The sequence below is a fragment of the Maribacter sp. MS6 genome, from assembly GCF_056839185.1.
The window spans coordinates 2351809-2365802 of the sequence record NZ_CM166389.1 but is presented as its reverse complement, the minus strand read 5'-3'; the positions used below and the strand labels follow the sequence as shown (position 1 = coordinate 2365802).

Sequence of the window (13994 nt, the reverse complement as noted above, 5' to 3'; positions counted from 1 at the left end):
AATTTTAAAGGTCTTTTGTAGTTATAATTCCCCTCAAGATCTTTCCGGCAACCACTGGAAGACAATTGATCTTATGGGTGTCCATGATATGCCTGGCCTCTCCTATAGTAATGTTTTCGGCAACGGTAATTAATTTGGTGCGCATCAAATCGGCCGCGGAGCAATTACGCCTTATGTCATTATCGGCATAGTGCTTAACATCTGTCCAAGTGAACAATCCAGTTAGTTCGCTCCGTTGGTTAACGATGGGCAGATGGTGAATGTTTTTCCACTCCATCATTTTTAGTACCAAAGCGGCACTGTCATTTTCTTCTGCTGTAACCACCTTTGTGTTCATAAACAAGCGCACCGTTTTTTCTTCTTCCTCCAGTACGTATTCGTGCCCCCTTGCCAATTGCCACGCATCTACGGTATAACCTTTTCGTTCGTTCTCGTGCATACTCGCGGTTAATATGCGTACAGCCTCTGGCGTTTTGTGCTTCTTTTTTAGGGCCCTAAGGCTTTCCACCATCCAGCGAGCGCCATTTCTTCCGTTAATTCTGTTCTTTATGATTCCTAAATAGTGCTCTACGTCTTTGGGTGTAACCTTCATAGCGTAAAGTCCCTTGTAGGCCAAGGGAAGCAGTTCGTCAAGCAATAGTTCTTTGTAGGGGATTACCTTGTGGTTCCAATAAAACTGGGCTGAGCTGCCGTATCTGGCAGCATTATAAAAATTACTTTTAGCATCTCTAAAATCCATTTTTTCATGTATACTATCGTAGGCCTTGGTACGCCCGCACATAAGACCGGCCCAAAACATAAAATTGGCAATTTCGTCATCAGTGGTTGGCCCTGCGGGAAGGTATCGGTTCTCGATCCTCACATGTGGCTTGTTTTGTGTAATGCCATAACAAAGCCTGTTCCATTTATAGACCGTACCATTATGTAGCTGTAGGGCTTTTAGTTTCGGAATTTTACCGCTATCCAATTCGTTCAGGCTATTCGTGGTCAGCTCGGTTGTGATCAAACTCGGAAAGTTTACAACGCTATCGCGATAAAAATCTACAATAGACCCCTGCACCCAATCTTTTCCGAAGCCTACCCTGGCATCGTTTTCATTGGGCAAATAAGCACTAGCCCTAGTGTCAACACTTTGTGTAAAAAGAGCGATACGCGATTCTTGCCATAATTCCCTGCCGATAAGCAAGGGTGAGTTGGCGCAAACAGAAAGTACCGGTCCAGCAATGGCCTGGGCCCAATTATAACTATCGGCAAAATCCTCTGTTTCCAGCTGTAGGTGCCCTTGAAAACTGGTGTTGCAACCTTCCAAGAGAATGGAATCGTGTCTAAGGTTTAGCTCATCTACCCCTTTTAAGTGTAAATAGAGATCGTCTCCCCTTAAATCGCAGATAATCTTATTAAGCACCTCGTAGCGCTTTATCGGCGTCATATAGTCGATTTTAAGGTGCCTTAAATCTATCGTTGGCAAGATGCCGGTAAGAATAATTTTTAACCCTTCTTTATCCGCTGTTGCGGTGGCATTTGCCATAAGCTCTCTCAGTTGTGAGTGCAATTCCGAAAAACAGGTGCCCGTTAAAACTAGCGGGTCTAGATTGGCTTCCAGATTGTATTTTGCAATCTCTGTCGTAAAATGGTCATCGTCAATCGTTTTTAGCACTTCCATTGCTTTATTTGAAGGTTCCCAGTTGAGGTCTACCAAACAAAACTCTTGTTCCGCACCAATGCGAATAACATCGTTTGCGAACATGCCTTTTTCTAGCATTGTTTCCAAAGCCTCAATGTCGCTTAAAAGATGCTTGATATAGTGTGCCTTCGCTTTACTTCCTGCTAGTTTTTCTACTTTAAGTTCTCCCATGATACCTGCCGTGTTGTGCTGATTGACCTTCGATAGTGCTTAGCTACCAAATTAAAAATTTCAAGAATTAAGAACAATGACAAATATCATGAAGCCGATACGTTGATTTTGATGTATTTTTACCACGCTATGCCGTTCACTTTTCCAAAAAAAGAAAAACTAAAGAGTAAAAAGTTGATCAAACAACTTTTTGTTGATGGGAACAGTATCTCCCAATATCCTATCAAATTAATCTACCTTAAAAACACTGACCAAAAAGCCTTCATACGGGCCGGTGTAGCCGTACCCAAAAAGAACTTTAAAAGTGCCGTGAAAAGAAATCACATCAAACGACTGCTACGGGAGTCCTATAGGCTAAACAAAGGTCTTGTTGACAACAATACGAAGGACACCTTTGCGTTTCTATTTTTATACATTGGCAAGGAAACGTTGCCTTTTGATGTTGTGCAGCAAAAAATGACCCTTTTGTTGTGTAAATTTAACGAACGTAAAAAGTAGGGACACTCTTGATAGAACGTGTTGTTAAAATACCCGTTCGGAACAAGTAAAAAGGACAGGATCTGCCATTACTGTATTGATTCATAGTTCATAAAATAAAAAGACGCATGAAAAGAACAATTAAAAAGAGAGTTTTAGTGCCTATCATAGCAATCACATTTCTTGTTGTAGGCAGTAGTTTTAAAAGCGACTTTTTTGAAATTGCCAAGCAGATAGAAATCTTTACCACCCTTTTTAAGGAATTAAACATGAACTATGTGGATGAAACAAATCCTGCGGAGTTGATGGATACTGCAATAAAGAACATGTTGGAAGGTTTAGATCCCTACACCAAGTTTCTAAATGAACAGGATGTAGAAGCTTATCGCATAAACAATGCAGGCGAATATTCTGGAATAGGAGCCCTTGTGCGTTCTTATAAAGATAGGTTGCTTATCGTTGAACCCTATGAGGGCTATCCAGCAGATGATGCCGGTCTTAAGGCGGGAGACGAAATTATTCAAATTGGTGATATTAAAGTGGCAGATTTTGAAGACAACGCCAGTGAGCTATTAAAAGGAGCCAATAATACATCTGTCTTTATCACCTATAAGCGTCAAGGTAAGATAAGCAGCACTACCATAGAACGGAAAGGGATAGAGGTAGATGCCGTTCCTTTTCACAATATGATAGACGACAAAACCGGCTACATTGTGCTCTCTAAATTCAACGCAAAAGCATCTGAACAGACCAAATCGGCCTTATTAGACCTTAAAGGAAAGGGTGCGGAAAAGATTATATTGGACCTTAGGGACAATCCGGGTGGACTCTTATCGGAGGCAATCAACGTAACCAACCTTTTCGTGCCAGAGGGAGAGCTTATAGTTACAACAAAATCAAAAGTAAAAAAATTCAACAGAGAGTATAAAACGAAAAACAAAGCCATAGACACAGAAATTCCCCTAGTGGTGCTGGTTAACGGGAGAAGCGCTTCGGCAAGTGAAATTGTTTCGGGCAGCTTACAGGACTTGGACCGTGCGGTAATTATGGGCGCGCGTAGTTTTGGAAAAGGACTCGTGCAGCGTCCTTTAAAACTCACTTATGGTACCCAATTAAAAGTAACGATTTCCAGATATTATACCGCGTCGGGGCGCTGCATACAATCACTTGACTATTGGAACAGGGACGATCAAGGGAAAGCGGTTCGTAACACACAATTCAACGACTTTACCACTCGTAACGGCCGCAAGGTGAAAGATGGTGGTGGCGTATTGCCCGATATTGAAGTAGCAGCCTCAAAGACCAACGATCTTACGAAGTCCCTGCTACAGAATAATGTCATATTTGATTATGCAACCAATTACCACTACAACAACGAACTAGCTTCCGTTGATAGCTTTAAGTTTTCAAATAATGATTTCAACAATTTTAAAAATTTCGTCAAAGCGAGTGATTTTACTTTTGAGACAAAGGCTGAAGAAGCTATTAAAAAAGCGCTTTCCGGAGACGAAAACGATTTCCTGGGTTCAGAAGTGAACGAAAGCTACAAGACGCTGTTGGCTCATATTGAAAAGGGCAAGTTGGCGGCTTTGGACAAGTACCAGGATCAAATTCAAAAAAATCTGGAAGATGAAATCGTTAAGCGCTATTTCTACCGAAAAGGGCTTTACGCCTACTATCTAAACCATGATGATGCAATAATGGCGGCAACGGAACTTTTAGGGAATACCGGTAAATACAATGGAATACTAAAGTAAGTTTGAAAAGGCTCTAAACTATTTGAAGACTTTTCTCATCAATTTCCAAATAAACAAGGTCATTTGTACTTATGCCATCTATTGGCGGCAATATCAACTCCAGCACCGTAGCTAATTGCTCATGGTCTACCTTGGTCTTTGGGTCCGGCATATAAATTAACCCATCGTACCGCCTATTGTTGTAAATCAAAGTGGCTTCAAAAAAATAAAAATTTTCAGGGGGTATATGGTCGGACCATGCTATTCCTTCAAAAAAATACTTGGCCTCCCCTATCTTAAAACTTTTAGGTGCTATATCCACATTTAACGTACCTAAATAATAGCCCTCCAAATCCAAACCCCTTTCTTTAAAGTAAGGAGCCTGGAGTCTTAGTGTCCCTTTTGGATATCTTGGGTCTTTCCCTTTTCCAGAGGCAACCCCGTGACCGGGAATAATTTTTCCTTCAATATTTTTCATAAATTACAGACTTGCGCCTCCATCAACAGCAATGGCAGAACCTGTTACAAAGGAAGCTTCATTAGAAGCAAGCCAGCATATTGTATTCACTACTTCTTCAACGGTTCCCAATCTACCTACCGGATGCATCTCAATTGCCGACTGTCTTTTATCAGCGGTATCAAACGCCCTATCTGCCATTGGTGTCTCAATAACTGCAGGACACACAGTATTAACCCTTATGTTATCCTTTGCATAATCAAGGGCTGCGGCTTTTGTCATACCAACAACTCCAAACTTTGAAGCGTGGTAAGCAATACCGGCACCCCCTGCTTGAAGACCTGCCAATGAAGAAATGTTTACAATGGCTCCTCCTCCTGTTTTTAACATCTCGGGTATTTCGTATTTCATGGAAAGCCAAACACCTTTTAGATTGATAGCAATAACATCATCCCACACCTTCTCTTCATAATCGGCAACTTTTATGTCGGGCGTTCCTTCTATTCCTGCATTGTTTACTGCAATGTCCAGACGACCATAAGTTTCTATCGTTTTTGCTATTAAATTCTTAATATGATCTGTATCTGTGATATCCGCTTTTACAAAAATGGCTTCCCCTCCATTCGCTTGAATCTCTTTCAATAATTCCTCGTTTGGTCCAACAGATCTAGATGCTAAAACAATCTTTGCACCCTCTGCGGCAAAACGAAGGGCCGCACCTTTTCCTATGCCAGAACTACTGCCCGTAATTAAAACAACTTTGTCTAAAAATCTATCTCTCATAGCTACGCTTGTATTATTTTTATTTTGAATCTATTAGCATTTCTTCTATCGCTTCCAAAGATTTATTTTTCGTTTCCGGCATCATTTTCCATACAAATAGTAATTGAAAGACCATAATGAATGCAAATATGGCAAACGTGGTGCCTCCGCCCAAAGTGCTAGCTATATATGGAAATGTAGCTGCAATTAGCGCTGCGAACACCCAATGTGTTCCACTTCCTAAAGAGTTGCCATACGACCTTACGCTATTGGGGAAAATCTCGGAGATAAACACCCAAATTACCGCACCTTGACCTACGGCATGTGAAGCTATAAACATAAAAATTAAAATAGGTACCAACATCGTACCAGTGCCTATACCTGTATAAAAAGCGATAGATATTAGGCCTAAAGTTACGATATACCCTATTGAACATATATACATTAGAAATTTACGGCCCATTCTATCGATCAAGACCATCCCAATCACAGTGCTTACTAGGTTTACTACGCCAACACCTACGGAAGACAGTAATGCGGAACTCTCTTCCATTCCTGTCTCTGCAAAAATTCTTGGAGAATAATATATAATCGCATTAATACCCGATAATTGATTAAAAAACGCAATAAGAAAAGCCAATAGGATAGGCCTGTTGAATTTGCCGGAAAAGAATTTTTTTAAGCCAACATGGTCATTGCTATCTTGGTGCAATTGAATAGACTTTAGCTGCTCTTGTGCAGTTAAAGGGTCTATTATCTCTAAAACAGCTTTTGCCTCTTCTACTAAGCCCCTTTTAACAATCAACCACCTTGGGCTTCTAGGAACAAATAATATCATTATAACAAATGCTAGGGCGGGAAAAGCCTCAACACCAAGCATCCAACGCCAATTGTCGCCACCAGCACCACCAATAAAGTAATTTGACAAATAAGCAATCATAATCCCAACAACAATGTTGAATTGGAAGAGAGCGGTTAACTGACCTCTTTTGTTTGCTGGTGAAATTTCAGATATATACATTGGAGCCACAACCGACGATGCTCCTACGCCCAAGCCGCCAATAAACCTAAAAAACATTAAGGTGTAAACCTCTGGGGACATTGCTGATCCAACAGCAGAAACAAAGTATAGGATAGAAATCCAAAAAAGGGTTCTTTTTCGTCCAAACCTATCCGCTGGAAATCCACCAAATAGAGCCCCTATAACCGTGCCGTATAAAGCCATTGCAACTGTTTGGCCAATCATTGTATCACTTAAGCCCCAGAGTTTTTGTATGGTTTGCTCCGCACCAGATATAACAGCTGTGTCAAAACCAAAAATGAAACCCCCGAAGGCAACAGTAATAGACCACAAGAGTATTTTTTTTGAATTCATAAGCTAGATGTTGGTTGGTTTTATTTGAAGACTAGGAAATATACAATATATTCTACCTAATCAAAAATAAACCAACCTTTCTAGTGCTGTTGTAAAACAAAAACCATTCTTACAACATGGTTGTCTCTCACAAAAAGAGACCTTTTATAATTGTTGTTTTTAGCCTTGTTTTCCAATTGCATTAGATTTATTTACCATTTCTAAACAGGAGGTGTTGTAATGCTTATATACATTTCATGGTGGCAATCAACAAGAACATTATGGTGCCTCCGGAATACATCCGAAGAAAAAAACGCTTCGCCGTGTTCGCTGAATATTCTGACATTGAACTTTGGTTGCTTACTATTCCGCACTCAAAGTACGGTTATTTTTAATTTAATAATTACCTTCCACATGTATTTGTTAATCAATTGTTTTATGAAAAAAATAGTTTTCCTAGCCGTGCTAATTTTAAATGGCGCTATTACACAGGCACAAAAAGAAGATAAAAAGGAGGAAATTAATCCAATTTCCAAAGCACAATCATTTGTAACCAAACATCAAGGCGTTTTTGGTGGAAAGACCATCAACTACACGGCAACGGCAAAAGAAACCTTTCTAACCAACGATAAAGGTGATTCTATTGCTACGTTTTGGTCCGTGGCATATACCAAAACTCCAATGGGCGAAGTAGGAACGAGACCTGTAACCTTTGTATTTAATGGTGGGCCAGGCTCGGCATCTATGTGGTTGCATTTAGGTTTTTTTGGTCCTAAATTGGTGCGTACAGATTCCGATGCCAAACAGGACGATGGCGCCGCTCCCTACAATTTAGTTGACAACCAACACGGTTTGTTAGACCTTACCGATTTAGTCTTTATAGATCCCGTAGGCACAGGTTATAGCCGTATGGTAGGGAAGGGGAAAGAGAGCGATTTTTATGGACTTAAGGAGGATGTAGATTCCTTTGCGCAATTTATTCGCACTTGGGTTACGGAAAACGAACGTTGGTTTTCTCCAAAATACTTAGCTGGTGAAAGCTACGGAACTACCCGAGCTGCTGCCTTGGGCAAGGCCTTGGAAGGTTCCGGTCAGAATATGGCACTTAACGGTATGATTTTGATTTCGCAAGCACTTGATTATGCAGGTTCTACCTCTTCACACCACAACATGACCTCTTATATCACCTATTTACCCAGTATGGCAGCTACGGCGTGGTACCACAAAAAAGCAGGGCAAGGAAAGACCTTGGAAGCCTTTGTAGAAGAAAGTAGAAAATTCACTTACGATATCTATACACCAGCCTTGTATAAAGGAAACCTTTTGAGCGAAGCCGAAAAGCAAACCATCGCGGAGAAACTGGCTTACTTTACGGGGCTCGACACTAAATACATCCTACAATCTAACCTTAGAATCCTTATGGGCAGGTTTCAAAAGAAATTATTGGAAGACCAGGGCTTGGCCATTGGTCGCTTAGATGGTAGATTTATGGGCGATGAGGGCGATAAATTTTCTGAACGTCCAAATTTGGGTGATGCAGCGAGCTATCAAATCAGTTCTGCCTATACCGCTTCTTTGAACCATTACTTTGCATCGGAACTAAAAGTAAAAATGGACAGGCCCTATATCACTTCCGGCGGAGGGAGCAACTGGCGCTGGAGAACAGTTCCCGACGGGCAATATTGGGAACCAATGCCTGTAAATACCGCACCCCATTTAGGTGAAACCATGCGTCGGAATCCTGCTATGAAAGTCTTGGTAGCTAGCGGATATTATGATTTAATTACACCTTTTTTTGATGCTGAATATACCTTTGCTCGCAATGGTATTGTAACGGATAAAGTTGAAATGACCTATTACGAAGCGGGACACATGATGTACGCCCATGAACCGGACTTAATTAAGCTTTCCAAGGATATCCGGAAATTTTTAACAGTGGAGTAATGCGCTATTTAAAACATCTCTTGTTTTCCTATTTTACCATTGGCATGATGATTTCATCATTTGGACAACAAGCGGATGAACAAAATACACCAACCGCTACTATGGGTAAAAATGGTGTGTCTATCTTTATTTTGGGAACGGTGCAAGATGCAGGTTCACCACATATCGGTTGCCAAAAGGCATGTTGTGCCAACTTGTTCAAAAATCAAGACACCTCTCGGAACGTGGTTTCTTTAGGAGTAATCGATTCAAAAGCTCAGAAATCATTTCTCTTTGAAGCCACTCCAGATATTGCTGTGCAACTTCGCGATTTACGCAACCATTCCGAATTTACGAACACCGATATTCCCGATGGCATTTTCCTAACGCATGCCCACATTGGCCATTATACCGGATTGATGTATTTGGGCAAGGAGGCAACTAATGCTGCTAAGGTTCCTGTGTTTACCATGCTAAAAATGGAGGGCTTTTTAAAGAGTAATGGCCCTTGGAGCCAACTTGTTTCCAATCAGAACATCGTTCTAAAACCCTTGCAAAATAAGCAAGAAACCCAGCTTACTTCAAATTTAAGGGTGATTCCGTTTACGGTGCCGCACAGAGATGAATATTCGGAGACAGTGGGTTATAAAATTATCGGGCCTAACAAAAGTGCGCTGTTTATTCCAGATATTGATAAGTGGGAGAAATGGGAAACAGCTGTCGTTTCCGAAATCAAAAAAGTAGATTATGCTTTTTTGGATGCTACTTTCTACGATGGTGCGGAAATTAACAATCGTGACATTTCCGAGATTCCACATCCATTCGTAATCGAAAGCATCGCCTTATTTGAAAAGTTGCCTCCGGAGCAAAAAAACAAGGTTCATTTTATACATTTTAATCATACCAATCCCTTATTGGACAAAGAAAGTGAACAGTCGGCGGCTGTCATAGCAAACGGGTTTCAAATAGCGCGAAAGGGGCAGCACTTTGAGCTATAATATTCATGGATAATGACCTAAAAAACCATATAGAATATTTACTATGTATCAAAATCGAACAGGTTCAGCCGGTTTCAGGAGGTGATATTTCAAAGGCTTATTTGCTGACGACCGAAAGCGAGCAGTTTTTTTGTAAGGTAAATTTGAGTCCCTCTACCTTTGCTATGTTCCAAGCGGAAAAAGCAGGGCTGAACGCTATCGCTAAAACGAAAAGCATTGCCACACCCAAAGTTTTCGTATGTGAAAAATGGGAAACAGGAAGCTTTTTGTTGATGGAATACATAGCTGCAAAAAGACCATCGCCAAAAGACATGGCGCTGTTAGGGCGTCAACTGGCGGCACTTCACAAACTTTCTACTAGGGAACCCTTTGGATGGGAAGCGGATAATTTTATCGGAAGTCTTCCGCAATCAAATAAAACACATGCTGATTGGACCGAATTCTTTGCTTCTGAACGGCTGTTGCCCCAATTGAAAATGGCACAGGATTCAGGACTGCTTTCGTCGGCCCAAATTCCATCGGAAACAATATTATCAAAAACCTGTGAACACCATTTCCCAGAAATAAAACCATGCCTACTCCATGGCGATTTATGGAATGGGAATTACCTCATTGACCAGAATGGCGCTCCTTATTTAATCGACCCCGCGGTATATTATGGCCATCATGAAGTGGATATGGCCATGACCAGACTTTTTGGAGGATTCAACACTTCTTTTTATCGGGCCTATGCAGAACATTTTAAAAAGATAGGGGGTGAAATGGAACGAAACGATATTTATCAATTGTACTTTCTTCTTGTACATTTAAATTTATTTGGGGTGTCATATCGCGATAAATGCAATGCGATTCTCCAAAAGTATTTTGCCTAGATGCATAAAAACTATACCAGGGTTTTAACAATATAAAGGTCTGCACATGCAAAACACAACAAGAGTTATCTAATCCTTATCTTTTTTACTAATTTTAAAAAATTCACTTCGAAAAATATCAGCCTTGAAAAAATATATGTCCCTTAGCCTTGTCATTATAATCAGTGGCCTAGCAATCCTATCATGTGCTGACAACCAAAAAGAACTGTTTCATAGAAAAGACTATACTACATGGTCTTCGTATTTAGGTGATTCTGGCAGAAGCCACTATTCTACCCTATCACAAATAACCAAGGAAAACGTAAAAAACCTAAAACCTGTTTGGACCTATGAAGCTTCCGATTGGGGTCAAATGCAAATGAACCCATTGGTAGTAGATTCCATTTTATATGGTGTAACCGCAGCTTTGCGGGCGGTTGCCTTGAATGCCGTAACAGGAGAAGAGCTTTGGGCTTTTGGAGATTCCTTACAAATCGCGGGGGCTTCTAGTAGGGGTGTCACCTATTGGGAAAAAGGAGCGGACAAACGTATCCTTTACGTTGCAGGTTCCAATTTATATGCGCTGCACGCCCTTAATGGTACTCCTATAACTTCTTTTGGCGATAAAGGAAAAATAGACCTGCGGTCTGGCATGCCAGACGCTGCCAAGGATAAGTTCGTTAGTTCCAATACGCCGGGCAGTATTTACAAAGACCTCATTATAATGCCGCTTCGTTTGTCCGAGGGGGAAGACGCCGCCCCTGGAGATATTATGGCTTTTAACGTACTTACCGGAGGGTTGGAATGGGTGTTCCATACTATTCCCCATCCTGGAGAAAAAGGGCACGAAACTTGGGTGGATTCTACCGCTTATAAAAGTCCCATTGTAGGTGCTGCCAATAATTGGGCAGGAATGGCGGTGGATGAAGAGGCTGGTGTTATTTATGTGCCTACAGGTTCTGCTGCGCCAGATTTTTATGGAGGAAATCGTTTAGGAAGCAATTTATATGCAAATAGTCTATTGGCTCTGAATGCGGATACGGGCGAATACAAATGGCATTTCCAATTTACACATCATGATCTTTGGGACCGTGATCCACCAGCACCACCAAATCTCTTGCTGGTGGAGCGGGACGGTAAAAAAATACCCGCCGTAGCACAAATAACAAAACAAGGGTATGTGTATGTTTTTGATAGGATAACGGGCGAACCTTTATTCGATATTGAAGAAGTGCCTTTTCCGTCCTCTAGTGTTCCTGGCGAAAAGGCTTGGCCCTCCCAGCCCATACCTGTGAAACCCAAACCCTTTGCACGGATGTCACAAAATCTAATAGAAGAAGATATAAGTCCGTTTGCAGAAAACCGCGATTCATTGTTGGCCTATTTCAAATCAGCCGACAAAAGACAATACGCACCACCTGCGCTTACGCCAACCTTATTGCTTCCTGGTTATGATGGGGCCGCAGAATGGGGTGGGGCGGCAACCGACCCAAACGATGGTATTATTTATATAAACTCCAACGAAATGCCCTGGGTTTTACAGCTTGGTGAGGAAAACACTATACCCGACAATACCCCTCTAGGTGCGGCCACCTACCAAAAGTATTGTGTGGCTTGCCATCAGGCCGACAGAAAGGGATTGGGGGCCAGTGGTTTTCCTTCTTTGATAGGTTTGAAGCTTCGCCAAGACAAAGAGGATGTAGCAACTATCATTACAAAAGGAAAAGGTATGATGACTGGCTTTCCCCAAATCAAAGAAGATGAACTAAACGCCCTGTTACACTTTTTATTGGAGGAGGAGTCCTCAAATACAATCATAGACAATTCAGGGAAAAACGAAATTACAAGCTCATCGAATGCAGTATCTGGCACAACCAAATACAGACATACCGGCTACACCAAGTTCTTGGACAACAAAGGACTGCCGGCCATTGCGCCACCTTGGGGCACTATGCACGCCATAGATTTGAACACGGGCGATTACATTTGGTCCATTGCTTTGGGAGATACCCCGGAATTGGGCGAAAAAGGAAAAGGAACTGGCACAGAAAACTACGGTGGCCCAGTAGTAACAGAAAATGGATTGTTGTTCATTGGAGCCACGCGCGATGGCTTTTTTCGCGTTTTTAACAAGCATACGGGAGACATCCTATGGGAATACAAACTGCCTGCCGCTGCTTTCGCCACTCCTGCCATGTACGAAGTTAATAGCAAACAATATGTTGCCATCGCGTGCGGAGGGGAAAAATTAGGAACTGAAAAGGGAAACGTGATTATTGCTTTTGCGTTGGAAGCTCCATAAATCATCGCTACTTTTATAAATTAAAAGCTATCTAATTAACTTTTTATTCAATCATTGGTCTGCGCATAATATGATGTTTTCTAAATATCTTGCTTGAACATAGGAACTTGCCTCAAATCAATCAAATCCTTATCCTGTTCTTTTAATATGCGTTTGGTTCTTAAGTATCGGTTCACATTGTATTCGTCATAATTGGTAGCTTCTGTATCTACACTACTAACCCTGACCATGTCTGAAGCATGAATAAATTCATTATTACCGATCCACATTCCTACATGTACTACTTTCTCTTTCTTAGAATCTGTTGCTTCGCTCCCAAAAAAAAGTAAATCACCAGGTTCTAACAATTCAAAATTTCCGGTATCGTCGATTGGTTTTCCTGTATGTACTTGCTGTGACGCATCTCTTGGAATAATCATTCCGTTTAAAAAATAAATCGTTTTTGTAAACCCGCTGCAGTCCATTCCTTTTGTTGAGGTGCCGCCCCATAAATAAGGCACGCCCATAAAACGTTTGGAAGTTTCCACCAAGGAATTGGTACTACTATTAAGGCCAGCCAACCAGTCCTCATAAGTTGACGATTCCTCATGGCCTACATAGGCTTGCCTTCCATCGGGAAATCGAACAATATAAAATTTATCGGCATATTTAAGTACCTCTAAAACGTTTCCCGCTACTAAGTCGGATACAATTTCCTTCCTGTCTGGTCCAAAATATGCATGGCCATACGTTTTAGTGTAGATAATCTTAGGGTTAGATTCCCAGTTTTTAATCTCTTGATTCGTAAACAATTCAATACCTCCGGCGTCTACCCATGCCAAATACTTGTCCGGTGTTTGTATGTAATACCAATCGCCTTCCTTTTTTAATACCTTTACATTAGTACCCAAGGTTGCTTGCGTGGCCAGCTCCGCACTGTGTTTGGGATTGCTTCTAAGATTGGCTACGGATATTTTGATTATACCCCAAGTTTTATCCCCTAGCTCCGACGTTGGTAACACCGTAACACTATCTATAAACGAAATATTGTTACTAGTTAGGGAATCGCGCAATGCTTGTAGGCCTTTACGTTGGTCGGTCTCCCCTTTTAAGGTGTAGGTGTCTGCTTTTTGTCGTGCTTCAATTTGAAAAACTGCCACTCTTTTATCCGGAGCAATTTCTTTCTGCAATGCATCTATGTGTTTTTGAGCTAGGTTTTCTGAAATAATTTCGTTCTTGCAACCCATGCATAGTATCAAAACCAACAGTGTATATCCAAATTTCATATCCTTGATTTTTA

Annotated in this window: 11 protein-coding genes; 6 read left to right on the top strand and 5 right to left on the bottom strand. The window is 41.2% G+C overall.

The window, feature by feature from the left end; translation table 11 throughout:
• Nucleotides 1-4: 4 nt before the first annotated feature.
• Nucleotides 5-1855 (bottom strand): glutamate-cysteine ligase family protein, encoded by a 1851-nt coding sequence (locus MS6x_RS10355; protein WP_482601704.1) that lies wholly within the window; start codon nt 1853-1855, stop codon nt 5-7.
• Between the two features lie 111 nt (nt 1856-1966).
• On the opposite strand from MS6x_RS10355, the gene rnpA reads away from it, so the two are divergent.
• Both rnpA and MS6x_RS10345 read left to right on the top strand, forming a co-directional pair.
• On the top strand, nt 1967-2353 hold the full coding sequence (gene rnpA, locus MS6x_RS10350) for a ribonuclease P protein component (RefSeq protein WP_482601702.1): 387 nt from the start codon (nt 1967-1969) through the stop codon (nt 2351-2353).
• 107 nt (nt 2354-2460) lie between these two features.
• On the top strand, nt 2461-4089 hold the full coding sequence (locus tag MS6x_RS10345) for a S41 family peptidase (protein ID WP_482601700.1): 1629 nt from the start codon (nt 2461-2463) through the stop codon (nt 4087-4089).
• A gap of 13 nt (nt 4090-4102) precedes the next feature.
• On the opposite strand, the gene MS6x_RS10340 is transcribed toward MS6x_RS10345, so the two are convergent.
• Genes MS6x_RS10340 through MS6x_RS10330 form a run of 3 tightly spaced genes read right to left on the bottom strand, consistent with a single transcriptional unit; the run spans nt 4103 to nt 6662 of the window.
• Entirely contained in the window at nt 4103-4546 is a 444-nt protein-coding gene (locus MS6x_RS10340) for a hypothetical protein (protein WP_482601698.1), read from the bottom strand.
• Nucleotides 4547-4549: 3 nt separating this feature from the next.
• The gene (locus MS6x_RS10335) at nt 4550-5308 is read right to left on the bottom strand and encodes a glucose 1-dehydrogenase (protein WP_482601696.1); all 759 of its coding nucleotides are present in this window, start codon (nt 5306-5308) and stop codon (nt 4550-4552) included.
• A 19-nt stretch (nt 5309-5327) separates the two neighbouring features.
• Entirely contained in the window at nt 5328-6662 is a 1335-nt protein-coding gene (locus MS6x_RS10330; RefSeq protein WP_482601695.1) for a sugar porter family MFS transporter, read from the bottom strand.
• Between the two features lie 417 nt (nt 6663-7079).
• Between MS6x_RS10330 and MS6x_RS10325 the strand changes: the two genes are divergently transcribed.
• The 4 genes from MS6x_RS10325 to MS6x_RS10310 all read left to right on the top strand — a co-directional run bounded on the left by MS6x_RS10325 (nt 7080) and on the right by MS6x_RS10310 (nt 12715).
• On the top strand, nt 7080-8585 hold the full coding sequence (locus tag MS6x_RS10325; RefSeq protein ID WP_482601693.1) for a S10 family peptidase: 1506 nt from the start codon (nt 7080-7082) through the stop codon (nt 8583-8585).
• Nucleotides 8585-9562, top strand: a complete 978-nt coding sequence (locus MS6x_RS10320; RefSeq protein ID WP_482601691.1) for an MBL fold metallo-hydrolase — start codon at nt 8585-8587, stop codon at nt 9560-9562. The genes MS6x_RS10325 and MS6x_RS10320 overlap by 1 nt, the downstream gene beginning before the upstream one ends.
• Nucleotides 9563-9567: 5 nt before the next feature.
• Nucleotides 9568-10434, top strand: a complete 867-nt coding sequence (locus tag MS6x_RS10315) for a fructosamine kinase family protein (protein WP_482601689.1) — start codon at nt 9568-9570, stop codon at nt 10432-10434.
• Between the two features lie 124 nt (nt 10435-10558).
• The gene (locus tag MS6x_RS10310) at nt 10559-12715 is read left to right on the top strand and encodes an outer membrane protein assembly factor BamB family protein (RefSeq protein WP_482601687.1); all 2157 of its coding nucleotides are present in this window, start codon (nt 10559-10561) and stop codon (nt 12713-12715) included.
• A gap of 80 nt (nt 12716-12795) precedes the next feature.
• Here the strand turns inward: MS6x_RS10310 and MS6x_RS10305 are convergent, their stop codons facing one another.
• A complete protein-coding gene (locus MS6x_RS10305; RefSeq protein ID WP_482601685.1) occupies nt 12796-13980 on the bottom strand; it encodes an NlpC/P60 family protein in 1185 nt (394 codons plus the stop codon).
• Nucleotides 13981-13994 lie beyond the last annotated feature (14 nt).